This window comes from Ruegeria lacuscaerulensis (assembly GCF_013034685.1).
Classification (GTDB): Bacteria; Pseudomonadota; Alphaproteobacteria; order Rhodobacterales; family Rhodobacteraceae; genus Ruegeria; species Ruegeria lacuscaerulensis_B.
The window spans coordinates 475,829-502,691 of the sequence record NZ_WQGO01000004.1 but is presented as its reverse complement, the minus strand read 5'-3'; the positions used below and the strand labels follow the sequence as shown (position 1 = coordinate 502,691).

General features: G+C 59.1%; 26 protein-coding genes, 1 tRNA gene and 1 riboswitch. Of the genes, 19 read left to right on the top strand and 8 right to left on the bottom strand.

Going from position 1 to position 26,863, the window contains the following annotated elements; translation table 11 throughout:
• The first annotated feature begins 9 nt into the window (after window positions 1-9).
• The 4 genes from GOV80_RS13560 (at window position 10) to GOV80_RS13545 (ending at window position 3,865) form a co-directional block, all read left to right on the top strand.
• Window positions 10-957, top strand: a complete 948-nt coding sequence (locus GOV80_RS13560) for a phytanoyl-CoA dioxygenase family protein (protein ID WP_170785446.1) — start codon at window positions 10-12, stop codon at window positions 955-957.
• A 68-nt stretch (window positions 958-1,025) separates the two neighbouring features.
• A complete protein-coding gene (locus GOV80_RS13555; protein WP_170770805.1) occupies window positions 1,026-2,030 on the top strand; it encodes a Gfo/Idh/MocA family protein in 1,005 nt (334 codons plus the stop codon).
• 62 nt (window positions 2,031-2,092) lie between these two features.
• Window positions 2,093-2,980 (top strand): NAD(P)-dependent oxidoreductase, encoded by an 888-nt coding sequence (locus GOV80_RS13550; RefSeq protein WP_170770803.1) that lies wholly within the window; start codon window positions 2,093-2,095, stop codon window positions 2,978-2,980.
• Window positions 2,981-2,983: 3 nt separating this feature from the next.
• Window positions 2,984-3,865, top strand: coding sequence for a DMT family transporter (locus GOV80_RS13545; protein ID WP_170785444.1), 882 nt, complete (start codon window positions 2,984-2,986; stop codon window positions 3,863-3,865).
• Window positions 3,866-3,871: 6 nt separating this feature from the next.
• Here the strand turns inward: GOV80_RS13545 and GOV80_RS13540 are convergent, their stop codons facing one another.
• Together GOV80_RS13540 and uxaC are read right to left on the bottom strand one after the other, a co-directional pair.
• Window positions 3,872-5,068 carry a mannitol dehydrogenase family protein gene (locus GOV80_RS13540; RefSeq protein WP_170785442.1) on the bottom strand — a complete coding sequence of 399 codons (1,197 nt, stop codon included), beginning with the start codon at window positions 5,066-5,068 and terminating at the stop codon, window positions 3,872-3,874.
• 1 nt (window position 5,069) lies between these two features.
• The gene (uxaC, locus tag GOV80_RS13535) at window positions 5,070-6,434 is read right to left on the bottom strand and encodes a glucuronate isomerase (RefSeq protein WP_237215823.1); all 1,365 of its coding nucleotides are present in this window, start codon (window positions 6,432-6,434) and stop codon (window positions 5,070-5,072) included.
• Window positions 6,435-6,536: 102 nt separating this feature from the next.
• On the opposite strand from uxaC, the gene GOV80_RS13530 reads away from it, so the two are divergent.
• The 6 genes from GOV80_RS13530 to GOV80_RS13505 all read left to right on the top strand — a co-directional run bounded on the left by GOV80_RS13530 (window position 6,537) and on the right by GOV80_RS13505 (window position 12,745).
• A complete protein-coding gene (locus GOV80_RS13530) occupies window positions 6,537-7,553 on the top strand; it encodes a Gfo/Idh/MocA family protein (protein ID WP_170785440.1) in 1,017 nt (338 codons plus the stop codon).
• On the top strand, window positions 7,550-8,551 hold the full coding sequence (locus GOV80_RS13525; protein WP_170785438.1) for a Gfo/Idh/MocA family protein: 1,002 nt from the start codon (window positions 7,550-7,552) through the stop codon (window positions 8,549-8,551). Before GOV80_RS13530 ends, GOV80_RS13525 begins: the two co-directional genes overlap by 4 nt.
• Window positions 8,548-9,600, top strand: a complete 1,053-nt coding sequence (locus GOV80_RS13520; protein WP_170785436.1) for a Gfo/Idh/MocA family protein — start codon at window positions 8,548-8,550, stop codon at window positions 9,598-9,600. The genes GOV80_RS13525 and GOV80_RS13520 overlap by 4 nt, the downstream gene beginning before the upstream one ends.
• Window positions 9,597-10,778 carry a mannonate dehydratase gene (uxuA, locus tag GOV80_RS13515; protein ID WP_170785433.1) on the top strand — a complete coding sequence of 394 codons (1,182 nt, stop codon included), beginning with the start codon at window positions 9,597-9,599 and terminating at the stop codon, window positions 10,776-10,778. The genes GOV80_RS13520 and uxuA overlap by 4 nt, the downstream gene beginning before the upstream one ends.
• Window positions 10,779-10,978: 200 nt before the next feature.
• Window positions 10,979-11,869: an NAD(P)-dependent oxidoreductase gene (locus tag GOV80_RS13510; RefSeq protein WP_170785431.1), complete on the top strand. Its 891-nt coding sequence runs from the start codon at window positions 10,979-10,981 to the stop codon at window positions 11,867-11,869.
• Window positions 11,870-11,881: 12 nt separating this feature from the next.
• Window positions 11,882-12,745 carry a sugar phosphate isomerase/epimerase family protein gene (locus GOV80_RS13505; RefSeq protein WP_170770787.1) on the top strand — a complete coding sequence of 288 codons (864 nt, stop codon included), beginning with the start codon at window positions 11,882-11,884 and terminating at the stop codon, window positions 12,743-12,745.
• 24 nt (window positions 12,746-12,769) lie between these two features.
• Here GOV80_RS13505 and GOV80_RS13500 read toward each other — a convergent pair whose 3' ends face one another.
• Window positions 12,770-13,870, bottom strand: coding sequence for an enolase C-terminal domain-like protein (locus GOV80_RS13500; RefSeq protein WP_170785429.1), 1,101 nt, complete (start codon window positions 13,868-13,870; stop codon window positions 12,770-12,772).
• A 607-nt stretch (window positions 13,871-14,477) separates the two neighbouring features.
• Here GOV80_RS13500 and GOV80_RS13495 point away from each other — a divergent pair.
• A complete protein-coding gene (locus GOV80_RS13495) occupies window positions 14,478-15,536 on the top strand; it encodes a hypothetical protein (protein ID WP_170785427.1) in 1,059 nt (352 codons plus the stop codon).
• Window positions 15,537-15,775: 239 nt separating this feature from the next.
• On the opposite strand, the gene GOV80_RS13490 is transcribed toward GOV80_RS13495, so the two are convergent.
• Window positions 15,776-15,851: transfer RNA gene (locus GOV80_RS13490), tRNA-Lys, on the bottom strand.
• A gap of 211 nt (window positions 15,852-16,062) precedes the next feature.
• Between GOV80_RS13490 and dapF the strand changes: the two genes are divergently transcribed.
• Together dapF and mtaB are read left to right on the top strand one after the other, a co-directional pair.
• Entirely contained in the window at window positions 16,063-16,905 is an 843-nt protein-coding gene (gene dapF / locus GOV80_RS13485; protein WP_170785425.1) for a diaminopimelate epimerase, read from the top strand.
• Window positions 16,902-18,158, top strand: coding sequence for a tRNA (N(6)-L-threonylcarbamoyladenosine(37)-C(2))-methylthiotransferase MtaB (gene mtaB / locus GOV80_RS13480; protein WP_170785423.1), 1,257 nt, complete (start codon window positions 16,902-16,904; stop codon window positions 18,156-18,158). The genes dapF and mtaB overlap by 4 nt, the downstream gene beginning before the upstream one ends.
• Before the next feature lie 142 nt (window positions 18,159-18,300).
• Here mtaB and GOV80_RS13475 read toward each other — a convergent pair whose 3' ends face one another.
• From GOV80_RS13475 to petA, 3 genes are read right to left on the bottom strand one after another with little or no spacing between them, the layout of a single operon-like run.
• Window positions 18,301-19,086 (bottom strand): cytochrome c1, encoded by a 786-nt coding sequence (locus tag GOV80_RS13475; protein WP_170785421.1) that lies wholly within the window; start codon window positions 19,084-19,086, stop codon window positions 18,301-18,303.
• A 17-nt stretch (window positions 19,087-19,103) separates the two neighbouring features.
• Complete coding sequence (gene petB / locus GOV80_RS13470; protein WP_170770774.1) at window positions 19,104-20,435, bottom strand: cytochrome b; 1,332 nt, start codon at window positions 20,433-20,435, stop codon at window positions 19,104-19,106.
• An 11-nt stretch (window positions 20,436-20,446) separates the two neighbouring features.
• Window positions 20,447-21,031: a ubiquinol-cytochrome c reductase iron-sulfur subunit gene (gene petA / locus GOV80_RS13465; protein WP_170785419.1), complete on the bottom strand. Its 585-nt coding sequence runs from the start codon at window positions 21,029-21,031 to the stop codon at window positions 20,447-20,449.
• Window positions 21,032-21,520: 489 nt separating this feature from the next.
• Between petA and GOV80_RS13460 the strand changes: the two genes are divergently transcribed.
• Window positions 21,521-21,964 carry a c-type cytochrome gene (locus GOV80_RS13460; protein ID WP_170785417.1) on the top strand — a complete coding sequence of 148 codons (444 nt, stop codon included), beginning with the start codon at window positions 21,521-21,523 and terminating at the stop codon, window positions 21,962-21,964.
• Between the two features lie 2 nt (window positions 21,965-21,966).
• On the opposite strand, the gene GOV80_RS13455 is transcribed toward GOV80_RS13460, so the two are convergent.
• Window positions 21,967-22,581 (bottom strand): FMN-binding negative transcriptional regulator, encoded by a 615-nt coding sequence (locus GOV80_RS13455; protein WP_170785414.1) that lies wholly within the window; start codon window positions 22,579-22,581, stop codon window positions 21,967-21,969.
• A gap of 55 nt (window positions 22,582-22,636) precedes the next feature.
• A riboswitch (FMN riboswitch) is annotated at window positions 22,637-22,786 on the top strand.
• 69 nt (window positions 22,787-22,855) lie between these two features.
• Between GOV80_RS13455 and GOV80_RS13450 the strand changes: the two genes are divergently transcribed.
• The 5 genes from GOV80_RS13450 (at window position 22,856) to cobO (ending at window position 26,822) form a co-directional block, all read left to right on the top strand.
• Entirely contained in the window at window positions 22,856-23,296 is a 441-nt protein-coding gene (locus tag GOV80_RS13450) for a 6,7-dimethyl-8-ribityllumazine synthase (protein ID WP_170785412.1), read from the top strand.
• A gap of 141 nt (window positions 23,297-23,437) precedes the next feature.
• Window positions 23,438-24,538, top strand: a complete 1,101-nt coding sequence (gene aroC / locus GOV80_RS13445) for a chorismate synthase (protein ID WP_170785410.1) — start codon at window positions 23,438-23,440, stop codon at window positions 24,536-24,538.
• Entirely contained in the window at window positions 24,522-25,196 is a 675-nt protein-coding gene (locus GOV80_RS13440; protein WP_336510155.1) for an HD domain-containing protein, read from the top strand. Before aroC ends, GOV80_RS13440 begins: the two co-directional genes overlap by 17 nt.
• A gap of 32 nt (window positions 25,197-25,228) precedes the next feature.
• A complete protein-coding gene (locus tag GOV80_RS13435) occupies window positions 25,229-26,164 on the top strand; it encodes a DMT family transporter (RefSeq protein ID WP_170785408.1) in 936 nt (311 codons plus the stop codon).
• A gap of 58 nt (window positions 26,165-26,222) precedes the next feature.
• Entirely contained in the window at window positions 26,223-26,822 is a 600-nt protein-coding gene (gene cobO / locus GOV80_RS13430; RefSeq protein ID WP_170770762.1) for a cob(I)yrinic acid a,c-diamide adenosyltransferase, read from the top strand.
• Window positions 26,823-26,863: the final 41 nt, after the last annotated feature.

Genomic DNA, 26,863 nt, shown 5'->3' with positions numbered 1-26,863 from the left:
GATCGACCCATGCTGACGCAAGAGCAAATCTCACGTTTTGAAACCGATGGCTATCTGGTCGTGCCAGACGTTATTCCGCCTGACATTCTGAACCGGGTGATCGACGAATACTCGACCCTGCTGGATGGGCTTTATGCGGACTGGTTCGCGCGAGGTCTGGTGCCCAGCCCCGAGGGTCTGGATTTCTGGGGCAAGCTGCTGGCCGCTTACGAGGCCCGGTGCGACTATTTCCAGCCCATGGATATTTCTCTGCCCGGCGACCGGATCATGGCCGATACGCCTTTTCACATCGGACCCGCCGTGTTCGAGATGATGACCGCCAAGCCGCTTTTGGACGTGGTCGAGCAACTGATCGGCTCGGAACTGACCAGCAACCCCATTCAGCACGTGCGCCTGAAACCTCCGGCGCGGAAGCTGGCAAATGATGAAATCCGCGCGCATATTACTGCAACGGACTGGCATCAGGACCGGGCTGTTGCGCTGGAGGATGCGGACCAGACCGACATGGTCACTGTTTGGATCGCGGTGAACGATGCGACGGTCGAAAACGGCTGTTTGCAAGTGCAGGCCAAAGCCCCGGATCAGGACATCCTGCCCCATTGCGCGCGCACCCAGACCGGGATCGCGGACGGGTTTGTGGATGAGACGACCGCTGTCCCCCTGCCGGTCACAGCCGGAGGCATCGTCCTGTTTCACCCTCTGACCCCACATGCCTCGCGGGTCAACACCACGGATCAATTCCGCTGGTCCTTCGACATACGCTACAGCGCGACGGGGCAACCCACAGGGCGCGGGCATTTCCCGGATTTCGTGGCCCGGTCCCGCGTCAACCCTGACCGCGAATTGCACGACTGGCGTGTCTGTCGCTCGAACTGGGAGGCCGCCCGCGCGCGTCTGGCCACCCAGCCGCATATCGACATTCATCGGTGGGACTCGACCTCTCCGTTCTGCGCATGAGGGAAACCGGACATGACATCTGTTCTGGCAGATAACGGCTCCACGCCGTGCGCAACAGGAGCAGCGCAGTGAAACGTATCCTCGTCGTTGGCGGCGGGCTGATCGGCATTCGCCATATCCAAGCCGTTAAGCAACATCCGGGCTGTCATCTTGTGGGGCTTGCTGACCCGGACATGTCGATCCGTGTGGACGCAACCCGGTTCGCCAGTATGGATGACGTTCAGGACGATGTGGACGGCGTCATCATCGCCACCCCGACCCATCTTCACGCCGCGCATGGCATGGCGGCAGCAGCACGCGGGTGGCACATGCTGATCGAGAAACCGGTTGCTGGCACCGTGGCCGAGGCGCAAGCGTTGGCCCGTGCCCTTGAACAGGCTCAGGTCCGCAGTCTGGTCGGCCACCATCGCCGCTATCACCAAGTCCTTCAACATCTTAAGGCCAAGATCGCCGAGGGCGTCATCGGGCGGGTCATCAATGTCTCGCTTTTATGGGCGATGCGAAAGCCGGACGCTTATTTCGAACAGAACTGGCGCACCTCGGGCGGCAGCCCGGTGATGATCAATCTTGTCCACGACATCGACGTTTTACGCTTTGTCATCGGCGAGATTAGCGAGATTGCCGCCTTGCGAGGCGCTTCGCTGCGCGGGACGGACAGGATTGAAAGCGGCGCGGTGGCGCTTGCATTTGAAAACGGGGCGACGGGAACCATCAGCTTCGCCGATACCGCGCCCAGCCCCTGGGGGTTCGAGGCCGGGATCGGCGAGAATCCCAATATCGGCACCACCCATCAGGACATGATGTGGATCACCGGCACAAGAGGGGCCATCAGTTTCCCGTCGCTGACCCTGTGGCAGGGCAAGGACTGGGGCACCCCGTCAGAGCGCGTGGAGTTCGACAAACCGGCCCAAAGCTGCGTGCCGCTGGACGCGCAGTTGGATCATTTTCTAGGCGTGATGGATGGGGCCGCTCCGCTGATTGATGTGGCCGACGCCGCGCGTACCCTTGCGGTCGCCACCCGGATTGAAGAAGCGTTGGCGAAACAGAACGCGGGCTTGCCGGTGCAGGCCTGAACACGCGCTCGCAAAGGATGGGCGCAGGGACACATAAGACGAATTGATGGAAAGGAATTCGCATGAGCAAACCTTCTGTTGGATTTATTGGCCTCGGGCTGATGGGCGGGGCCATGGTCAACCGGTTGCTGGACATGGGCTATGCGGTCACGGTTCTGGGCAACCGCAATCGCACCCATCTGGATGCTGCGATCGCCCGCGGCGCGGTTGAGGCACAAAACGCAAAAGATCTGGCCGCTGCCAGTGACATCGTGATGCTGTGCATGGGCACTTCGGATCAGGTCGAGGCGCGGATGCGCGGGGAAAACGGCGTGATTGCGGGTTTGAAGCCCGGCGGCATTGTGGTGGACTTTGGCACCTCGCTGCCCGGCAGCACGCGGACCCTCGCGGATGAGGTCTCTGCCGCCGGGGGCAGCTATCTGGACGCACCGCTGGGGCGCACGCCCTCACACGCGCTGGAGGGCAAGCTGAACATCATGGCCTCGGGGGATCAGGCCGCTTTCGACACCGCAAAACCTGTGCTCGAAGATCTGGGTGAGAACGTGTTCCACCTTGGAGCCGTCGGCTCGGGGCACACGATCAAGCTGATCAACAACTTCTTCGGCATGACCGTGGCCAATGCCATGGCCGAGGCTTTCGCCATGGCCGATGTGGCTGGGGTGGATCGCAAGCAGTTGTACGATGTGATGGCTGCGGGGCCACTGCATTCGGGGATGATGGATTTCGTCACCGCCTATGGCGTTAATCAGGACCCGAACCAACTGGCCTTTGCGATCAAGAACGCTGCCAAGGATATCGGGTATTACGACCAAATGGCGCGCGATGCGGGAGTCAGCAGCGTGATGTCTCAAGGCACCTTGGCCGCGTTGAACGATGCGCGCGACACTGGTCAGGCGGACGATATGGTCAGCCAGATGGTCGACTATTACGTCAACCGGTTCAAACCCTAGGCGATGACCGTCGCCGCCCGATCGACCGCAGATTTGCCGCGTCTGGGCATCGTGTTGATGCTTCTGGCGTGGCTGCTGTTTTCCTTTGTCGATTTGGGGGCGAAATGGCTGGCCGTCGCCGGATTTCCGGCCTTTCAACTGGCGTTCATGCGCTATGCGGGCCATTTTGTGATCTCGCTGGGTGTCATCGCAAAGGGGGGCTTCCAGCCCAGCCGGTTTCATACCGATCATCCGTGGCAACTGATCAGCCGGGCTCTGCTGCTGATTTCGGCCACGGTGTTCAACTTCTACGCCCTTCGGTTCCTGCCGCTGACAGCGGTGTCTGCGATCATGTTCTCAAGCCCGGTGATTGTGTGTTTCCTGTCGGTCTTTGTCCTGAAGGAAGCCGTAGGGCCGTGGCGGTGGTTTGCCATCCTTCTGGGCTTTGTTGGCGTATTGGTGATCGTCCGCCCCTTTGGCGCGGTGTTCCACCCCACCATGTTACTGATCGTCTACAACGCGACGGCCCTGGCGCTGTATTCGATCATGACCCGGCGGCTGTCCGGGGTCGTGTCGGTTGATACGATGCAGTTCTATCTGGGCCTCACCGGAACAGTTGTCCTGTTGCCCTTTGCGGTGTGGTTCTGGATGCAGCCCGAAAACCTGTGGAGCATGATCGTGCTGATCGGACTGGGCGTCTTCGGATGGGGCGGCCACCAATTGCTGACAAACGCGCATCGCTTTGGCACCGCCAACCAGTTAATGCCCTTTACCTATTCCTTCCTGATCTACATGGCGATCTGGGGTTATCTGTTCTTCGAAACCGTGCCGGACGCCAGCACGCTGACGGGGGCTGCGCTGATCATGGGCGCCGGGCTGATCATCTGGAAACGGGAGAAGCGATAGCGGCCCTTATCCCCGCACCGCAGCCAACACATCTTGCGCCCCTATGATCTGCAACAGCGCTTTGTCCGGCTCATCCTGCTGGGTCGCCCGCGCGATGTCTGCTGCCAAGGGATCGTTCAACGCGCGTCCTTTGGCGGTCTCTGAAACACAATAGGCAATCCACGCCCGCACCCCTTCGGCAACCGCTTTTGATCCGGTCTCGCGCAGGGTGGGGATGAACCTGTAAGGCAGTTTCTGGCTGCCATCCATGGCGATCTGATCCAATCGGTGGGCGAGTTCGGGGTTCTCGAACCGGGCAATCAAGGCGGCGGCATAGTTTGGGACCTGATCCTGTACCTCGTCTGGTAGCGTTCTTCCTGCGTCGGCCATCAAATCCTGTACAAGCGGACGCAGAACAGGGTCGCGGATCGCCTCATGCACATAGGTCAGCCCACGTCCCAACCCCGCATAGGCCAGCAGCGAATGCGCGCCGTTCAGCATCCGCAATTTGCGCAATTCGTGCGGAGCAACATCCTGGACGAATTGCACGCCGGGCCAGTCGGGGCGAGGGCCTGCAAAATCGTCTTCGATCACCCATTCCGAAAACGCTTCGGTCGGGACCGCCATAGGATCGCCGCTGATGGCGCGCACCGCATCCGTGGTCGCCGGAGTGATCCGGTCAACCATCGAATTGGGAAAGCTCAGCCTGTCCCAGTTCAGGTCCAGCCCTGCGGCCGCGGAGAAATCGGCAACGGCCGTTTTCAGGGCGTCGCCGTTGCCCACCCGGTTGTCACAACTCAGTACCGTTGCCGGGCTATCGTGCCCCGCAAGCCCGAAGGCCAGAAATCCGATCAGGGTCGACGGGCCTTGCCCTGCAAGATCAGAGGCGATGGCCGGATCGTCCAACTGCAACCGACCTGCGCTGTCCAGATGATAGCCCTTCTCGGTCACTGTGGCCGAGATGATATCTGCCTCAGCCATGGCCTGGAAAATCGCGTCTCGGTCATCGGGCAGGGCCAAAACGTCGCGCAGAACCCGGATGCGCCGGACACCTTGACCCTGCACGCACAGGTCATAGTCAAACCCTTGCTGCGCCAACCCGTCCCGGATCGCTGTAGACCGCAAGCTGACTCCGACCAAATCCCAGCCCTGCGCCTGATCGGTGTAGTCCAGCAAATGCGCACGAGCGAAGTTGCCGAGACCGAAATGCAGTATCAGCCCCATACTATAGCTCCAGCCCGTAGACCTGCCGCGCCAGATCAGTGGTCAAAAGTTGCGCCAGCCGTTTGGCGTCGACCATCCCGAAATATCCACGCTCGATTTGCTGGGACAGATGCAGCGCCACGCCGCGCCGCCACATGTCGTGGCGCGCCGGGATCGACAGAAAGGCGCGGGTGTCGTCGTTGAACCCGGCCAAATTGAAGTAACCTGCCGTTTCCACCACCTGATCGAAATAGCGCGCGATCCCCGCCGGGCTGTCATGGAACCACCACGGCGGACCAATACGCAGACAGGGCCAGTGACCTGCCATCGGGGCCAGCTCTCGGGCATAGGTGCCCTCATCCAGTGTGAACAGGATGATACGTAGCTTTGGCGAATTGCCAACACGGTTCAGCAGCGCGTCCAGCCCATGCACCCAATTCATCGCAATGGGAATGTCGGCCCCTTTGTCACGCCCGAAGCCCTGCATCACAGCGCGGTTGGTGTTGCGTCTACTGCCCGCGTGGATTTGCATGGTCAGCCCGTCCTCGACCGACATCTGCGCCATTTCGATCAGCATATGACCATAGAACCGTTGGGCATCCTCGGCGCTGCCTGCGCCCTGCCGCAACCGTTGATAGATCGGGTCGGGATCGTCCAGCCATTCGGTCTGCACCTTCTCGATCCCGTGGTCGGTGGCTGTGCAACCCAACTCGATGAACGCGGCACGCCGCTGGCGCAGGGCTTCAAGATAGCCGCTGAAGCTACCGACATCACAACCGGTCATCGCACCCAGTGCAGTCAAGTTCTGGACGAAATCCGGGTCCGCACCATCCAGAACCCCGTCGGGGCGGAAAGTTGGAACAACGCGCCCGCTCCAACCGCTGTCGCGGATCGCTTTGTGAGGGGCCAGATCATCCAGAACCGAGTCCGTGGTGGCCAGAACCTCGATCCCGAACCGTTGGAAGAGCGCCCTTGGCCGGAACGCGGGCTGCGCCAGACGGGCGGCAATCTGATCATAGATCGCATCGGCGGTGTCCGGCGACAGATCTTGAGAAACCCCCAGAGTTTCCCGCAGAACATAGCTGATCCAGATCCGCGACGGGGTGCCCAGAAACAGGTCCCAATGAGTGGCAAAAGCGCGAAACACCTGACGCGGGTCCGCATCGCGCCCCGCTGGGCCCACCCCCAGTTGCTCTAGCGGAACGCCTTGGGAATAGAGCATGCGGAACACATAGTGATCGGGCACCACCAGCAGCTCGGCCGGGTTGGGAAAGGCTGCATCCTGCGCGAACCAGCTTGGGTCGCAATGACCGTGCGGGGACACGATGGGCAGGTCTTTGATGCCCAGATACAGGTCTTCTGCCATGCCCTTTAAATTGCCTGTCAATTTCCCCTCCGTGCTTTGCCCAAGGAACAGTTAACACATTTTTTACGGCTTGCATCTTTCGGGTACAAAGCCTCAGACTGATCCCAGGAACCGGGGGGAAGAATGAACATTGCGCTGATTGGTTTGGGGATGGTTGCGGGCACCCATGTTGCTGCGATCTCCGCATCGGACCCCGGCTTGACGCTGGCTGGTGTTCTGGGGCGTGACCCTGGAAAAACCGCGCAAATTGCGAACCGGCATGGCACGCGGGCCTATGCATCGGTTCAGGAGATCGCCAATGATCCATCCGTCGATTTCGCAATCATCGCCACCCCACCGGACCAGCGCTCGTCACTTGTGCAAACCCTTGTAGCGGCAGGTAAACCTATTCTCATGGAAAAGCCGGTTGAGCGGGATTTACAAGCCGCCACCCGGATCGTCGAACTGTGCGAAACTGCCGGGGTGCCGCTGGGCATCGTGTTTCAACACCGCGCACGAGCGGCCTCGGCTGCGCTGAAGGCGGCCTTGGAGGCAGGCGAGCTGGGCTCAATCGCGACGGTCGATATCTGTGTGCCGTGGTGGCGTGACCAAAGCTACTATGACGCGCCGGGGCGCGGCACCTATGCGCGCGATGGCGGTGGTGTGATGATCTCGCAGGCGATCCATACGCTGGATCTGGCAATGTGGCTGCTGGGGCCGATCACCTCGGTTCAGGCCATGATGCGGCAGACGCCTCTGCATGATCTGGAGGCCGAGGATTGGGCCGGTGCTTTATTCGAAACTGAAAGCGGCGCCATCGGCAGTTTGATGGCCACCACCGCCGCATTTCCGGGCATGGCCGAGACCATCACGATCCAAGGCACCCGCGCCAAGGCGCATCTGGGCGCAGGCGTATTGACGATCACCGCGATGGATGGAACTCAGACAACCTTCGGCGAAACGGCAACGACCGGGGGTGGCGCCGATCCGATGGCCTTTACCCATGAATGGCACCAATCGGTGATCGAAGATTTTGCCGAGGCGATCCGCACGGGACGCCCGCCCATGGCCACGGGCCGCAGCGCGCTTTTGACCCATGCGGTCATTGATGCGATGCAAATCGCCAGCGAAACCGGCCTGAAAACGAGAGTATCCGCATGAGCCTGACCTGCGTCGCCCTTGGGCTGGATCACCGCCATATCTATGGCATGACTGAAAACATGCGCAAAACGGGGGTTGTCTGTGTCGGTTATTGGACGGAGGGAGACCCCGTCACTCTGCCCGGTTATGTCAAACGGTTCCCCGACATCCCCCGGTTTGACCGTCTGGAGGACGCGCTGGGCTGCGGTGCCGATCTGGCTCTGGTCTCGGCCATTCCGGCAGACCGCGCGGCGCTGACGGTCAAGGCCATGCAAAACGGCATGGACGTCATGAGCGACAAGCCCGGCTGCACATCCTTCGAACAGTTGGATCAGATCAAACGGGCCGTGGCCGAAACCGGACGCATATGGTCGGTTAATTTCTCGGAACGGTTCGAAACCGCCGTTAGCACCCGCGCCAGCGAGTTGGTTTCGGCAGGGGCCATCGGGCGGGTCGTGCAGACCATCGGGTTGGGCCCGCACCGCCTGAACAAACCCACCCGACCGGACTGGTTCTTCAAACGCGACCGGTACGGGGGGATTTTGGCTGATATCGCCTCGCACCAGATTGATCAGTTTCTGCACTATACTGGGTCGGATACGGCCCAGATCACCAACGCATTTGTCGCCAACTATGCCAATCCCGACGACCCCGAGTTGCAGGATTTCGGAGAGCTGAGCCTGCGCAGCGCCCATGCCACTGGCTATATCCGGGTGGATTGGTACACGCCCGATGCGCTGCCCAATTGGGGTGATGGGCGGCTGACGATCTTGGGAACCGAGGGGTATATCGAACTGCGTAAATATGTGGACGTAGGCGGCGCACCCGGTACAGATCACCTGATTCTGGTCAATGGTGAGCGGTGTGAAAAGATCGACGCCTCAGGCGCTGACCTGCCGTATTTCGCGCGTCTGGCCCATGATATCCAACACCGCACCGAAACCGCGATGACGCAGGCGCATTGCTTCACGGTCATGGAACTGGCGTTGCGGGCGCAGGACATGGCAGAGGCGTCATGATCAATGTCGCAATCCTCGGCGCGGGTATCGGAGCGCAACATCTGGCGGCGCTGTCTCAGCTTGGCGAAAGGTTCCGCGCGGCCGCCGTTGTCGATAAGGATGCAGCCCGGATTGAACAGATCAGGGGCGATGCTGATTTCGCGGCGCTCACCGAGATTCAGGATGCACTGGATGATCCCTCCATCGACCTTATTGATATCTGCCTGCCGCCGCATCTGCATGTGCCGATCACGCTGGCCGCGCTGAAGGCCGGAAAGCACGTGGTGTGCGAGAAACCTCTGGCCACCTCGATGCGGGATGTGGACCAGATCATCGAAACCGCGCGAAACACGGGCAAGCAGGTGTTCCCGGTCTTTCAATACCGCTGGGGTCCGGCCCTGTCGCAGCTGCGGCACTTGCAGAACGAAGGTCTGACCGGCGCCGTCCAGACTGCCGCGCTTGAAACACACTGGTCGCGCGGGGCCGATTACTATGCTGTCCCCTGGCGCGGAACGTGGGAGGGCGAGCGCGGTGGGGCTGTGCTGGGTCATGCGATCCACAACCACGACCTGCTGACCCATATCGCGGGCGACATTGCGTCGGTTTCGGCGATGGTGACAACGCGGGTCAACCCGATCGAAACCGAAGACTGCGCGGCCATCTGCTTTGCCATGACATCGGGCGCATTGAGCACCAGCAACATCACTCTGGGCGCGGCCACGGATGAAACACGGCTGCGGATCGTGTTTGAACACCTGACCGCGACGTCGGGCACCGAACCTTACGCACCGGGTCAAGCGAAATGGACTTTCACGGCCCGCGGCCCCGCCCGACAAGAAGACATCGACACCGCGCTTAGCCGCGCACCCACGGAACCCGCAGGATTTGAGGGGTTTTTCGCAGAAATCAGCAAAGCCCTGCGCGGGCAGCCGAACGCGGCGGTGACGCTTACCGAAGGTGCGGCCTCGGTCAGTATTGTTACCGCGATCTACCATGCGGCGCGCAGTGGGCAGCGTGTGGCACTGCCCATCACACCCGATCACCCGCTTTATGAAGGATGGCTGCCATGAAACAATGCTGGCGCTGGTTTGGCCCAGAAGACCCGATTGCCCTGTCCGATCTGCATCAGGTGGGCGTTCAGGGCATCGTCACCGCCTTGCACCACATCCCGCCCGGTCAGCCTTGGGACGTCCCAGCCATTACCGACCGGCAAGCCATGCTGGCCGAGGCTGGCTTTGAATGGGACGTCGTCGAAAGCTTGCCCGTCTCCGAGGCGATCAAGACACAGACGACGGACATGGCAGCGCATCTTGAGGCCTATAAATCCAGCCTGCGCGCGCTTGCGTCTCGCGGGATTGAGGTGGTGTGCTACAACTTTATGCCGATCCTCGATTGGACGCGCACCGCCCTGCGCGCGCCGCAACCCCATGGCGGCTCTGCCATGCTGTTCGATCTGGCTGATTTTGCCACGTTCGACATCCACATCCTGAAACGTCCCGGCGCGTCCGAGAATTATTCCGAAACTGTCCAGCACGCGGCCTCCAAACGGTTCGCCGAAATGTCCGACACCGCCAAAGCCCGGCTGCAACACAATGTCACCGCCGGGCTACCGGGCGCCAATGACCAGTGGAGCGTCGAGGATGTCCGCGCCCTGCTGGACACCTACTGCGACATTGACCGCACCCGCTTGCGCGCGAACCTGGTCGACTTTTTGACCGAAGTCGCCCCGGCAGCGCAGGACCTTGGTCTGCGCCTGTGCTGTCACCCGGACGATCCGCCGTTTTCTCTGCTCGGGCTACCGCGCGTGATGTCCAGCGCGGATGATTACGGCGCCGTTTTGGACGCGGTTGATCTGCCTTCAAATGGCGCGACGCTGTGCACCGGATCGCTGGGTGTGGCGGCCAGTTTCGACGGGCCGGAATTTGTCCGCAGGCATGGCGGCAAAATACACTTCGCGCATCTGCGCAACACGAAACGAATTGCAGGGTCGGACGCGGAAAAACCCGATTTCTACGAGGCCGCGCATCTGGAAGGCGACACCGACATGGCGGGCACCGTGCGGGAATTGATGGCCGAGCAGAAACGACGAAAACAAGCAGGCCGCAGCGATTGGCAAATTCCAATGCGTCCTGATCATGGGCAGGAGTTGTTGTCTGACCGAGGTGGCCACAGCACGCCGGGATACCCTTTGATCGGCCGGATGCGCGGCTTGGCCGAACTGCGCGGTCTGATGGCAGCCTTTACCTGATTGACACTGCATTTAAGTGCTTGCCTGACGGCAGTAATCCCCGTTTACTGATCGCACCTAACCGGGCAGCGGGGTGTCTTTGGGACGCGCCCGACGTCTTTTGCAAGACGCGTGAAACCCCCGCGAAAACCGATGCAGGAACGCATCTTTTTCACAGCGTCAGCCCGCTCCGACAGGGCTGAAAAACGGGAGGTTTCCGAATGAAAACCGCAGGCGTAGTCGGTCTTGGGGATATGGGCAGCGGGCTGGCCAAGAACCTGATCAAGAATGGCTTTGAAACCTCGGGCTTTGACCTGAGCGAAACACGCATGGCCGCATTTGCCGATATGGGTGGGTTGGCAAAGGACAGCGTGGGTCAGGTGGGTCGTCACGCCGCCAGCGTGTTTGTCATGGTCATGAACGGCGATCAGGCCCGCGCGGTCATTCTGGGCGAGGATGGGCTGGTGGCCAACATGACCAAGGGCGGAACCGTGATCCTGTCGGCCACGATCACACCCGCCGAAGCGCGCGGCATTGCGCAGGACATGGAAGGGTCAGGCATTCACCTGATCGACACACCCGTTTCGGGCGGGTTTCCCGGCGCGCAGAATGGCACGTTGACAATGATGGCCGCCGCCGCGCCCGAGGTTCTGGACCAGAACGCCGAGGTGATGCAGGCCGTTTCCGGCACCATTCACCGGGTGGGGGAACATGCCGGCGACGGACAGACCGTCAAAGCCTGTCTGCAATCGCTGATCGGCTCGATCTTTTCGGCCACGTTCGAGGCTGCGGCCCTTGCTGCCAAGGCTGGTGTCAGCGGTCAGGCCCTGCTGGACGTGTTCGCGTCCTCCAGCGCGGGCTGCGGCGTGGTGAACACGGCGCTTGAAAACATCATTGATCGCAAGTTTGTCGCCACCGGCAGCCATATCGCCACCATGCACAAGGACCTGACCATATCGCTGGCCGTGGCCGGAGAGCTTGGGGTTCCGATGCAGACCGCCGCGTCCGCGATGCAGATCTTTCACGCCGGGAAAACGAAATACCCCGATGGCGACAACTGGATCTGCACAAAGGTGATCGAAGAGATCATCGGCGCCGAACTGCATCGCTAAAGGAGGCCCGTCATGAAATTAGGAGTTATTTGCGACGGGATTTCCCGCGATCTGAAACATGCGGTCGATGTTATGGATGAATTCGGTCTGGACTATGCTGAACTTCAATTCGTCGGCGATACCGAAGTGGGCGATCACAGCCCGCAGGAGATTGCCGAGATTGATGCGCTGTTGCGGGATCGGGGCAAACCCGTCTCATGCCTGTCGCGCCATATTTTCGCGGGTATGACAGCCGCCAACCAGCCCGGAGACGAGCTGCATGTCAAACATATGGACGCGCTGAAGCGGGTGATCGACATGGCGCATATCGTCGGCTCTCCGCTGGTACGGATCATGACCCAAAGGAAAGAACAGATTCTGTGGGGCAAAAACGGGGCCGAGAAATGGAACGTTGCCCATGGTGTCTGGGATACGATGCCGCCCCTGATCGCGCCTGCCGTAGAACTGGCTAAAGCCGAGGGCGTGACGCTGGTTGTCGAGACCGGGAACGGTACGCTGGTGAACTCGAACTACACCGCGCGCAAGCTGATTGACGATCTTGACGCCAAAGATGTGCTGAAGGTCCTGTGGGACCCCGGCAACAACTGCTGGTGTCATGAACTGGCCTATCCCGACGGGTATGACGAGCTGCGCGGCGGCTATCTGGGGCATATCCACATCAAGGACGTCAAGGTGGACACGCCACGCGCAACACTCGAAGTGCGCCGGATGGGCGAGGGTCAGCTGGCCGATCTGTTCGCCCCGATTGCCGCTGCGCTCCGCTCGGATGGCTATGATGGCGTGGTGTCCTTCGAAAGTGTCTATCACCCCGGCAATGGTAATTTCGAGGACGGGTTCCGTTTGTGCGTGGACCGGTTCAAAGAAGTGTTTGCGTAACGCGCGCACCTGTGCCCGCGTGACTTACGCGGGCACTTCCATATGTTCGGCGTTCAGCTTGTCCCAATCAAACTCGACCCCGATGCCCGGCGTATTCGGGGCCACCGCCAGACAGTTTTCAACGACCAGAGGGCGGGTCGTGTACTGGTCGATGGGAAAAGAATGAACCTCAAGCCAACCCGCGTTGGGTTGCGCGGACACAAGACTTACGTGCAGCTCCTGCATTCCGTGACTGCAAACCGGGATATTGTGCTTGGCGCTCAGCGCCGCGACCCGCAGCCAGCCGGTGATGCCGCCGCAATTCGACGCGTCGGGTTGGATGAAGCTTAGTTTGGCGTCGTCAAAGGCGTATTCGAACTCATGGATGGTGTGCAGGTTTTCCCCCATGGCCAGCGGAACACCCGTGGCGTCAGCGATACGGCCATAGCCTTTGTAGTCATCAGGAATCGTGGGTTCTTCGAACCACAGGATATCGTGCTCGGCGAATCCCTTAGCGGCGGTGATCGCCTGATCCACTGTCATTGAATAGTTTGCGTCGACCATGAAGAACCTATCCGGTCCCAACATCTGACGCACGGCTTTTGCGCGGTCCAGATCATCAGCCAAATCAGGCTGACCCACTTTGATCTTCACCCCGTTGAACCCGCGTGACAGATACCCTTCGGTCTGGTGCAACAACTTGTTGAGTGAGAAGTTCAGGTCGATCCCCCCCGCATAAGCCTTGCAGCGGTCCGCTGTACCCCCGGCCATTTGCCAAAGCGGTGCGCCGGTGCGTTTGCCCCGCTGGTCCCACAGCGCAATATCGACGGCCGAGATCGCAAATGAGGCGATGCCGCCCCGCGCCACGTAGTGCACATGCCACTGCATGGCGTCATACAGATCTTCTATATGATCCGAGTCCTTTCCGACCAGAAAAGGTGCCAAGTCATGCTGGATCATCGCAAGAATGGCATGACCGCCTTTGCCTCCGGTATAGGTATAGCCAACCCCCTCGGCCCCGTCATCCGTGCGAACCGTGACGGTGACAAGCTGGAAAAACGTGTGATCGCCGTGCTTTGCGTCCACCAGCACCTCGGCCAGCGGAACATTGAACAATCGCGCCGAGAGGTTTTCGATACGTGCCACGGTCCAAGGCCTCTTTTGATGTGTCGATGTTTGGAAACTGTAAGAGGGTAAATGGAAAAAGAAAGCCCAAGATCAGCGGTAAGTAAGCCCTAGTGTCGTTTTGAAAAATGACATTCGGTTTGGAAAAGATGGGCGAGGCGCTATTTCCGTGCCTTGTCAGTGTCCGGATATTCAACCCATTTAGTTGGTCACCGCGACAGGTTCAGTTTCGAGGAAAGCCCACCGGATGTTTAAAGTAATGGATGAAAGTTACCTGACTTAAATCATTTGCGTAATTTGTTCTGAAAAAGTGGTGAGCCGTGGAGGATTTGGACCTGAGATCCGCTACCGAGGCGTTGTAGAAGCGTATCTTAGTTCTTTTGTACCGTGACCATTCGAACAGCATTGAAGCCCGTTCCGACCCGCCTGCACATTTTGACGTTCGGGACTGGTTACACAAAGTCTGGAGTGTGCGGAAATCAAACCTTTTCTTAGCTCTCGTTGATTGGCGAGGAGACTATTCCCGGCATTGACTATCCTGTGGACACAAAAATCTCTATAAAACGATGTTGTTGTTTGTCGTTTTGAAAAAGATGAAAACACGATGCGTTCAAGTATACGAAGTTTTTTGATCGTTCTGACCTGCTTTGTTGGGCTAACAGCTCCTCGCGTTTTGCATGCTTGTACGGTGTGTGTAGAGCTTCCAAAAGCCTCTATTGCTGATCACGTCCTTGCCGCCGAGGTCATCGTATTGGCTGGCCCCACGTCAGGGAACCCATTCAAGTTCTCAATTAGACGAGTCTTAAAGGGCTCGGACGACAGGTTAAAAGAAATTCCCGAAATTCCATTTCTGGTTGATAGCGTAACGAGGCGCGCATTCCGCTCTGATCCAACGAATACAGTTCTTTTCACATATGGAGCAACGCGCACAGACAGAGCCGGGCGCAGTTTTTCGAGGGGATGGAAACGCATATTCACGATGACCCCAGAGCGAAAAGAGTTTATCGGGAAACTTCGCTCCGTCGGTCAGCTTTGGAGTTATGGAGAAACGGATAGCTCTGACCGAATTTCGTTCTTCTCTGACTATCTGTGGCACTCTGATCACGTATTACACAGCACTGCCTTGGTTGAAATTGGTCGAGCACCCTACGACTTGGTGCGCCCGATAGGAGACAGGGTTTCAACGAACCAGATCTTGGAAGAGCTCAATAGACTGGATCGCTTTGTCTACAGGCCCACCGTCATACGCCTGCTTGGCCTGCAAAGCGACACGCATGCCCGCTCAATCGTACGTCAGCGATACATCAAAGCACTAAATAACGGGGGCCTAAACGCATTTGAATGGGCGCTTGCTGGCATAGAGGCAGATGGAGCATTGGCAATCAAATCGATTGATCTGGTACTTCAAGGTAATCAAATGACGGATGATGACAAATGGGCGTTCGTCCGGGCTTTAACAGAGGCTGGATCGTCTCAGCCGAGGTTCAGAGGTGAGATTATCGCAATCCTATTAACGGTTCTGGAAAGAGATCGTACCCTCGCGGCTCGGATTGCTTTCGCTACGCGAAATTGGGGACAGACACCACTGCACCAACAGTTCAAGGCCATTGCCGATCACGAACTAACAGACCCGGCAACAGAGTTTGTTCTAAATATGGTTCTGGATCAGGAAGTGGCGGTTGAGTAACCCAACTTGATGTTTTTCAAAATCTCAAAGCTGTTCGCTATGCGGATATGGGCCTCGCCTCTTTTCGGACCATTGAAAACCTTACAAACTGGATGACAAAACGATCCAAACCATGTGGCGCATTGCCATGCGGCCGTAGAACAACAACACCAGAAACCGTGTTACATTGCTTCTGTTAGACAAACCCCGATGGCAGAAGACCAGAAATCACCCACACAACATTGTAGAAAGGAAAAAAGTGGTGAGCCGTGCAGGATTCGAACCTGCGACCCACTGATTAAAAGTCAGTTGCTCTACCAACTGAGCTAACGGCCCACTCTTTTGTCTAGATCCTTCGATCCGTGGCGCTCTCTAAGGCATTTTCCCGATCGGGTGCAAGTCCTTATTTCACGCTTCGTTCCGCCTGTAATTTCTTACGTTTCGGCGACCCGATAGGCGGCCTAATTAGGCAGGGGACGCAGGGGGGTCAACCCCTTTTTTCAGGAATCTGCGCGATAGGGTGGATTCATTTCAAAGGCAGGGTTATATGCCCGCCATGCAACGAATACTGACTTCGGGTTTGCCCTTCATGAAGATGCACGGGCTGGGCAATGACTTTGTCATTGTGGATGCGCGTGCGCAAAGCATTGAACTGACGCCCGCCCTGGCAAAGGGAATCGGGCACCGTCAGTTTGGCGTCGGCTTTGATCAGTTGGCAGTCATCGAAAACGGCGAATCGGATGCGCATCTGGTGTTCTATAATGCGGACGGGTCGACCTCGGCTGCGTGCGGGAATGCCACGCGCTGTATCGCCCGCTTCCTGATGGAGGAAACCGGCAAGCCCGAGCTGACCCTGACGACGGAACGCGGTACGCTTTATGCGCGCGACGCGGGCGATGGGCTGACCTCGGTCAATATGGGTCCACCGCAGCTGGAGTGGCAGCAGATCCCGCTGGCTGAAGAGGTTGATACACTCGAACTGCCCATCGAAGGCGGGCCCTCGGCGACTGGAATGGGCAACCCGCACTGCACCTTTTTTGTGGACAATGCCGAGGCAATCCCGCTGGAAGAATTCGGATCGCGCTACGAATATCACCCGCTTTATCCCGAACGCACGAACGTTCAGGTGGCGCAGATCATCGGCCCCGATCACATCCGTATGCGCGTGTGGGAGCGCGGCGTGGGCATCACGCTGGCCTCTGGCTCGTCCTCCTGTGCCACAGCGGTGGCGGCTGCACGGCGCGGCTTGACCGGGCGCAAGGTGCAGATCGAACTGGACGGTGGCACGATCTGGATCGACTGGCGCGAGGATGGCGTCTGGATGACCGGCCCCACGGCCCATGTCTTCTCGGGAACGCTGACCCCTGAGTTTCTGGGGGCTCTGGGATGAGCGCACCCAAGTTCACCACTCTGGGCTGCCGCCTGAACGCCTATGAGACCGAGGCGATGAAAGAACTGTCGCAACAGGCGGGTCTGTCCAACGCCGTTGTGGTGAACACCTGCGCCGTGACGGCCGAGGCCGTGCGTAAAGCCCGGCAGGAAATCCGCAAGCTGCGTCGCGAGAACCCCGATGCGCGTCTGATCGTGACCGGTTGCGCGGCCCAAACCGAACCCGAAACCTTCGCCAAAATGGACGAAGTCGATGCGGTCATCGGTAATACCGAAAAGATGCAGCCCGACACGTGGAAAGGCATGGCCGCCGATTTCATTGGTCAGACCGAGGCGGTACAGGTCGATGACATCATGTCCGTGACCGAGACCGCAGGTCACCTGATCGACGGCTTCGGCACGCGATCCCGCGCCTATGTGCAGGTCCAGAACGGCTGTGATCATCGTTGCACCTTCTGCATCATTCCTTATGGCCGTGGCAACTCGCGCAGCGTCCCTGCGGGCGTGGTGGTGGACCAAATCAAGCGGCTGGTGGACCGGGGCTTTAACGAGGTTGTGCTTACAGGTGTCGACCTGACCTCATGGGGCGCTGACCTGCCTGCTCAGCCGAAGCTAGGTGATCTGGTGATGCGTATCCTCAAGCTGGTGCCGGACCTGCCGCGCCTGCGGATCAGTTCGATCGACTCGATCGAGGTTGATGAAAACCTGATGCAGGCAATCGCGACCGAACCGCGCCTGATGCCGCATTTGCACCTGTCGCTGCAACATGGCGACGACCTGATCCTGAAACGCATGAAACGCCGCCACCTGCGCGACGAGGCCATCCGTTTCACCGAAGAGGCCCGCAAGCTGCGCCCTGACATGACCTTTGGCGCGGATATCATCGCAGGCTTCCCCACCGAAACGGACGCCCATTTCGAAAACTCGCTGAAACTGGTTGCGGATTGCGACCTGACCTGGCTGCATGTCTTTCCCTATTCCAAACGCGAAGGCACACCGGCCGCCCGTATCCCACAGCAAATCAACGGTACCATCATCAAAGCCCGCGCCGCCCGGCTGCGCGCCGCCGGAGACGCTCAGGTCGCCGAACACCTGACAGCTCAACTTGGCAAAACCCATCACATCCTGATGGAAAACCCGCATATGGGCCGCACTGAGCAATTCACTGAAGTCACCTTCACCACCCCCCAACCCGAAGGGCAGATCGTCACCGCCACGATCACCGGTCACACGAGCAGCCAACTCAAAGCCTGATCCGCCTTTCATCTGGCCATAAATATCTCGGGGATGAATTGGCCACAGGCCTAGAAGGGGCTGGCCCCTTCACCTCGCCTGCAACAAAAAACCCCCGCAACCGGATGGCGCGGGGGTTTTCAATTTCAGCGATGCATAAACATTAGTCCTTGCGCTTGCCTTTGACACCGGCCCACAGGCGCTTGTTCACCAGATACAGCAGCACGGACAGAACCGACAGGAAGATCACGCCCACAAAACCGGAATACTTCCGCTCCATCATCTTGGGCTCAGCCGTCCACATCAGGAAGGCCGCAATATCCTCGGACATGGCTTCGACCGTGGCGGGGTGGCCATCGGCGAATTCAACCTGATCATCCGACATAGGAGGTGCCATTGAAATCCAGCCACCGGGGAAAGCCTTGTTCTCATAGAGAATGGTGCCGGCCTCTTCTTTTTCCTCACCGGTATAACCGTCCAGCAGTGAGGCGATGTATTCCGCACCACCCATGCCTTTGAACAGCTGGTTGATCCCCAGACCGTATGGGCCGTGGAATCCGGCACGTGCTTTGGCCATCAGGCTCAGGTCCGGTGCACCAACGCCATTGTTGGCCGGGAAGTGGTCGGTCGGGATGGCCGCGCGGAAATCATCCAGCTCGGGATCGAACACTTCGAAGTTCTCTGCCGAATAGGCGATCACTTCTTCTTCCGAGTATCCCAGCGCTTCCAGATCACGCAGAGGTACATATTGCAGGCCGTGGCAGGCTGCGCAGACCTCGGTGTAGATCTGAAGACCGCGCTGCAGCTGGTGCTTGTCCCAGGTGCCAAACGGCCCTTCGAACGAGAAGTGGAAATCCTCGATATGCTGCTCGCCGCCACCTGCGGCGAAAGACGCAGCAGGGGTAAGGGCCAAGGCAAACGCGGCACCGATTGCAAGTTTCTTGAACATGTTTCCGGTCCCTCTTCTTACTCGGCCGGCGTGGCGTCGGCGTCAGCCTTGCCATAATGCGCGTTGAAGTCTTCTTCGATCGTCTCCGGCTGGGCATCGGGCTTTTCGATGACACCCAGGATCGGCAGGATCACGAAGAAATAGGCGAACCAGTAGGCGGACGCGATCAGCGAGAAGGTCGCATAGGGCTCCTCGGCGGGCATCGCACCCAGCCACATCAGGGCAAAGAAGTCGACGATCAGCAGGTAGAACCACCATTTGAACATCGGACGGTATTTGCCCGAACGCACGGTCGATGTGTCCAGCCACGGGGCCAGCGCCATCGCCAGGATCGCACCGAACATCGCCAGAACACCAAAGAATTTGGCGTCGATGATGCCGCCGGTGATGAAGCTGGCGAATTGCACAACCCAGACCTCGCCGGTGAAGGCACGCAGGATCGCGTAGAATGGCAGGAAGTACCATTCAGGCACGATGTGTGCCGGCGTGACCAGCGGGTTGGCTTCAATGTAGTTATCGGGGTGGCCCAGATAGTTCGGCATGAAGCCGACAACCGCCCAGAACACGACCAGGATCACGGCCAGTGCGAACAGATCCTTGATCACGAAATACGGCCAGAAGGGCAGGGTGTCTTTCTCGGCATCGGCTTTCGACGTACGGCGAACCTCAACACCCGTGGGGTTGTTGTTGCCGGTGGTGTGGAAGGCCCAGATATGCACGATCACCAGCGCCGCAATCACGAACGGCAGCAGATAGTGCAGCGAGAAGAAGCGGTTCAGCGTAGCGTTGTCCACCGCGGGTCCACCCAGCAGCCAGGTCTGGATCGCGTCGCCAACGAAGGGGATCGCGCCAAACAGTCCGGTGATCACGGTCGCTCCCCAGAAGGACATCTGACCCCAGGGCAGAACATAGCCCATGAAGGCAGTACCCATCATCATCAGGTAAATCAGCATCCCGATGATCCACGTGATCTCACGCGGGGCTTTGTACGAGCCGTAGAACAGGCCACGGAAGATGTGGATGTAGACCGCAACAAAGAACAGCGATGCGCCGTTCATGTGCAGGTAGCGCAGCATATAGCCGCCATTCACGTTGCGCATGATGTGCTCGATGCTGGCAAAGGCCAGATCAACATGCGGGGTGTAGTGCATCACCAGAACGATACCGGTGACGATTTGCAGCGCCAGGCAGAACGCCAGGACGATGCCCCAGATCCACCACCAGTTCAGGTTCTTGGGGGTGGGGATCATGATGGTGTCGTAAATCAGGCCGACGATGGGCAGGCGGCTGTTCAGCCATTTCTCGCCGTTTGTCTTCGGCTCGTAATGATCGTGGGGAATTCCGGACATCTGGGTCTCCCTTAGCCGAGTTTAATGGTGCTGTTGTCTGTCCATTCCGCAGGCGGAACAGGCAGGTTTTCAGGCGCGGGGCCTTTACGGATTCGGCCAGCCAAGTCGTAGTGCGAACCGTGGCAGGGGCAGAACCAGCCGCCAAAGTCACCGGCATCACCCAGCGGCACACAGCCCAGGTGCGTACACACACCCATCTGAACCAGCCAGGCACCGGGGGCTTCGCCCTCGGGCGAGGGCATCACGCGGTTTTCGTCGGTCGCAGGCGCATCAGCCGGTTGGTTGAAGTTGCGAGCCAGTGGATCGGGCAGCGCATCCAGACCTTCGGCGTCCTGCTCTTTGGCCTCTTGGATCTCGGCACCGGTGCGGTGACGGATAAAGACGGGTTTACCCAGCCATTTCACAGTCAGCTGCGTCCCCGGCTCAACGCCGCTCACGTCCACACGGATCGAGGACAGCGCCTGAACGTCTGCCGAGGGATTCATTTGGTTGATCAGGGGCCATACGGCTGCACCCGTCGCAACGACACCTGCGCCGCCAGCGACGTAGTAGAGGAAATCTCTGCGGGTGCCTTCGTGGTCTTCTGCGTGGGACACGAGGTTTTCTCCGATTCCGGCGCCCGGAGGATACCGGGCAAACATGCATCAGCACCGCATCAAAGCGGCGTCTCATCGCGGCTATCTATCCGGGAGAAATCGGTTCGTCCAGCGGTCATAGGCGCGCACTACGCCGCATCTGGGCATTCATGTCACAACGTCAGGGTATTTTTTCAAGGTCCGGGCCGGTTTGACCGGAAAAATCCACCTTTGCTCGCCCACGTCTGCTTGGGGTGATTCGGTTTGCTTTGGGCACGCCCGTCACCCTGATGGGTCTCAGTATTCTGGCCGGAGATTTCAGGTGAAATCACCCATAATTTTCCTGATTTTGGCCATGAAAATTTCAACTTTCGGCAGATTTGACCCAGCTAAATATATGAGTTCAAATTAGATATTTCAGAATGCCCAGTTGAGACGCGATTTCGATTGCACTTCAAAGATGAATGCAAGAAGGCGCGGGCAAGGACAATTCTCAGCAGGACGCATCCCATGCCCAAATTTCCCCTGATCACGTTTGTTTTCGCTCTGTCGCTGTCCTCGCAGGTCAGCGCCGCCGGGGACGCAGCCAAAGGAAAGGCGCTTTATAACCGGTGTTCCTCGTGCCACGCGATCATCAAGGGTGATGAGGTTCTGGTCAAAGGTGGAATCACCGGACCGAATCTATTTGGCGTGGTCGGGCGCGTTGCGGGTACAGAAACTGACTACTTGAATGGAAGCGAACGCCTGCCTATTAGCATGTTCACCGATGATATGATCCGCGCTGGGCAAGAGGGGCTTGTCTGGACCGAAGACAACATTGCCGCCTATTCAAAAGATCCGATCCGCTTCATCAAAGACTACCTGGACGACGAAACCGCCCGCCCCAACATGAGCGTGCAGCTGAAAAAAGGCGCCGAAGATATCGCCGCCTATCTGGCCACCTTCAGCAACTGACCCTAGCGCTGGCCGCGCATCAGCGTGGCCAGCTGCGCCAATTCCACCCCGATCCCACCGGCAACCTGATCCGCCGCCGCCAAGCGCACAGCATCGGGTTTGTTCTGGTTCAGCTTCCAAGTGCCCTGAATATCGTCCACCTGCATCCGGCAGGGCACGATCATGCGCATCATCCGGTCCAGCGCCTCGGGCGTCATCTTGTCTGTTGTCCAGGGTGGTTTGGGTAACAGCCGCTGCTCATAAAAGGCTGACTGACGGTCCAAAAGGCCCTGCAACTCATCATGCGGCCGCAGTTCCAGTACTCCCGTCAGATGGACGGCAACATAGTTCCAAGTCGGCACTTGGTCTTCGACCCCGTACCAATCGGGTGAGACATAGCCATCCGGCCCGGCCACGGCAATTTTCGCCGTGCAAGGTGTTGCCAGCGCGCGGACAATCGGGTTCGACCGCACAAGGTGCAATTCAGCGACCATGCCATCTTCGCTCAGCAGGAAAGGCACATGACTGATCAACGGTACGTCTGCGGTGGACAGCGCCAATACGCCAAAGGCCCGCGAACGAGCAAATTCGACACTTAGGGCCTGATCTTCAGTGCGGAAAGCTGGGTTTGGGTGCATCACAAATCTCCTGACGGAATGCCTTGCAGATTCGCAGCGATCTTGGCAAGGTCCCCGTCGTTCTCAGGGCGGGGCGAAATTCCCCACCGGCGGTATGCGGGCGATGACCCGTAAGCCCGCGAGCGGTCCCGAGTTATTCGGGGTGTCAGCAGATCTGGTGAGAGGCCAGAGCCGACGGTCAAAGTCCGGATGAAAGAGAACGTGCAGCGTGCCACCCGGCGCGGCTGCTCGTGATCGCCTTGGGTGACGTGTCTGTTTACGTAGGAGATCACAAATGACACACACCCGCTATGCTTTCGTCAAAGCCAACTGGCATTCCGATATTGTCGATCAGGCGCTGGAAGGATTCCAACAGCTTATTCCCGCCGACCAGATAGACGTCTACGATGTCCCTGGTGCGTTCGAAATGCCCCTGCTGGCCCGCGACCTGGCGCAAACCGGGCGCTATGCGGCCGTCGCCTGCGCCGCCTTTGTAGTGGATGGCGGTATCTACCGGCATGATTTCGTGGCGCAGGCGGTGGTCGACGGGTTGATGCGCGCGGGGATGGACACGGGCGTGCCGGTCCTGTCGGTCTCGCTGACCCCTCACCAATATCAGGAAACCGACCATCACAACGCCATCTACCGCGCCCATTTCGTCGAAAAAGGCCGCGAGGCCGCCCAGGCGGCTCTGACAATCTCAAAAACCCGCACCACAATCGTACAAGCGGCCTGATCCTTCTTCTGTTCAAAAATACCTCGGGGGAGTCGCACCCGTGCGACGGGGGCAGCGCCCCCTTCCCCACTTTCCGCATGCAAATCCGCTTGAGGCCAAAGACACTCCCCGCTAATCACGATTTCTAAAGGAGCATGCCCCATGTCGATGAACAGCTTTGGACACCTCTTCCGCGTTACCACCTGGGGTGAAAGCCATGGCCCCGCCTTGGGCGCCACGGTGGATGGTTGCCCTCCGGGTGTCGCCATCGACGAAGCCATGATCCAGCACTGGCTGGACAAGCGCAAACCCGGGCAGAATAAGTTCACCACCCAGCGCCGCGAGCCCGATCAGGTGAAAATCTTGTCCGGTGTGTTCGAAGGTCAAACCACCGGCACGCCCGTTCAGCTGATGATTGAGAACACCGACCAGCGCTCCAAGGACTACGGCGACATCATCGACAAGTTCCGTCCGGGACATGCCGATATCACCTACTGGCAGAAATACGGCATCCGCGACTATCGCGGCGGCGGGCGCAGCTCGGCCCGTGAAACCGCATCGCGCGTCGCGGCCGGAGGGCTGGCGCGTGAAGCGATCAAACAGATCGCGCCCAATGTGCAAATCACCGGCTATATGACCCAGATCGGCCCACATAAAATCGACCGCGCCAACTTCGACTGGTCGCAGATCGAACAGAACCCGTTCTGGACACCTGACGCCCAAGCCGCCGACGACTGGGCCGCCTATCTGGATGACCTGCGCAAATCCGGAAACTCGGTTGGCGCTGTGGTCGAAGTCGTCGCGCGGGGCGTCCCCGCTGGGCTGGGCGCTCCGATTTATGCCAAGTTAGACACTGATCTCGCAGCCGCAATGATGTCGATCAATGCCGTCAAAGGTGTCGAGATAGGCGAAGGCATGGCCGCCGCCGAACTGACAGGTGAGTCCAACGCCGATGAGATTTTCATGGGGCAGAACGGCCCGCAATACAGCTCCAACCACGCGGGCGGTATTCTGGGCGGCATCTCGACCGGGCAGGACATCGTAGTGCGGTTTGCGGTAAAGCCGACTTCATCCATCCTGACCACGCGCAAGACGATCACTAAATCGGGTGAGGAGACCGAGATCATCACCAAAGGCCGCCACGACCCCTGCGTCGGTATCCGCGCGGTACCGGTGGGTGAGGCGATGATGGCCTGCGTGATCCTAGACCACCTGCTGCTGCATCGCGGTCAGATCGGAGAAAACCGTGGACATATCGGCTGACCTGCGTAGCCGCCTGCGCGCTGTCGTGGCGCAACGCATGGAAACGGACCCGGCCCATGATCTGGCCCATTTGGACCGCGTCTGGGTAAACGCTCGGGCCATTTCCGATGACCAGACTGACATGACCGTCCTACTTGCCGCCAGCTATCTGCACGATCTGGTCAACTTGCCAAAAGATGACCCAGATCGCCATCTGGCTTCGCGCAAGTCCGCATCGGAATCAGTGCCTATTCTGAGTGGATTCGGCTTTAGCTGCGCCCAGGTTGACGCCACCAAACATGCCATTGAGGCACATAGCTTCTCGGCCAATATCCCGCCCGAGACGTCCGAGGCACGCATCCTGCGTGATGCCGACAGGCTGGATGCGCTGGGCGCCATCGGGATTGCACGGAACTTCTCGGTGTCGGGTGCCTTGGGGCGCACGCTCTATGATGCAGCCGACCCCTTTGCGGCTGATCGCGCGCTGGATGATCTGCACTATTCGCTCGACCATTGGAAAGTGAAGCTGCTGAGTCTGTCTGATGACATGCTGACTGAAACCGGGCGGCAGATCGCAAAAGCAAGGACCGCGCGTATGATCCGTTTTCTGCACGAATTCGCCGAGGAAATCGGCAGTGACCTGCCGCGGACGTGGATAAACGGCGACGCGACCGGTTGATCTTTGCCCGTTAAAGGCGCAGGGTCCGGCCCATGGCAAAATCCTTAACATCGCATCGACCCGCCCTGGCGGTGGGTCTGAAGCTGGGCGCATTGTTCCTGTTCACGGCTATGGCCGCATTGGTTAAAGCGCTGTCGGATACGTTCCCGCCGGGCGAGATGGTCTTTTTCCGCTCGCTCTTTGCCATCCCTGTGATCATTGGCTGGCTGCTTTGGCGTGGAGAGCTGGCGCAAGGGTTGATCACCCGAAAGCCGATGGGCCACGTCTGGCGCGGTGTTCTGGGAACTTCGGCCATGGGGCTGACCTTTACGGGGCTGGCCCTGCTGCCTCTGCCCGAGGTCACGGCCATTGGCTACGCCACGCCGATCTTCACGCTGATTCTGGCGGCCGTCATTCTGGGTGAGCGCATTCGCATGATCCGTATCGGTGCTGTCGGCCTTGGGCTGCTGGGCGTTCTGATCATGATCTGGCCCCGGCTGGGCGGCAACAACATGGAAAGCACGGCAACCCTCGGCGCGCTATGCGTTCTGGTTGCCACGATGGCGCGAGGATTCGTGCAAATCCATATCCGACAACTGGTTCAGGTCGATCACCCCGCCGCCGTGGCCTTTTACTTTTCTGTTACGGCAACGCTGCTGTCCGCCTTGACGGCATTTTGGGGATGGACCGCGCCCACGCTTGAACAGACCCTAATATTGGCACTTGTAGGGCTGACAGGAGGGGTTGCACAGATATTGGTCACGACGTCCTACAAGTTCGCGCAAGCCTCGATGCTGGCACCTTATGACTATACCACGATGCTGTTTGCGGTGGTCATCGGCTATGTCTGGTTCGACGAGCTGCCGACTTTGGTCATGTTGGGTGGGGCAGCGTTGGTTATCGCGGGAAATGTGGTGGTGATCCTGCGCGAACGGCAACTGGGGCTGGAGCGGGCAAAAGCGCGTTCAGTCACGGATCCCAAAGGCTGATCTTTACCTTTCGCGAACTTCACCTAGGTTGGGCGCAACACAAGGAAAGGTTCCCACCATGAGTGATGCGCAGGATCACAAGGAAAAGATGCAGAAGGTGCAGGCCCAGCACCGCAAGAAAGTCTCCGAGGCCGTAGACCCCGAGCGCGGGTTGGTCCTGATCAATACCGGCAAGGGCAAGGGTAAATCCTCGGCTGCGTTTGGTGTGGTCATTCGGGCGCTGGGCTGGGGCCAGAAAGTTGCCGTTGTGCAGTTCATCAAGGGTAAGTGGAAAACGGGTGAGCGGCGTTTCTTTGAAGAACGCGATCTGGTCACATGGCACACAATGGGCGAGGGCTTTACCTGGGACACGCAGGACCGAGAGCGTGACATCGCCGCGGCCAACGCCGCCTTTGGCAAGGCGTGTGACCTGATGGCCAGCGGGCACTATGACCTGGTGGTATTGGACGAGATCAACATTGCCCTTCGGTACGAGTATCTGTCGGTCGAGCAGGTCATTGATGGGCTGAATGCACGCTCGGACAAAACCAGCGTGTTTCTTACGGGCCGCGACGCGCCGCAGGCGCTGCGTGACTATGCAGATCTTGTCACCGAAATGACGGAAGAGAAACACCCGTTCCAAGCTGGTATCAAAGCCCAGCGCGGCGTGGATTTTTAAGTGTTGGAATGACAGAGCGCCCCTGATCATAAGTCTGGGGC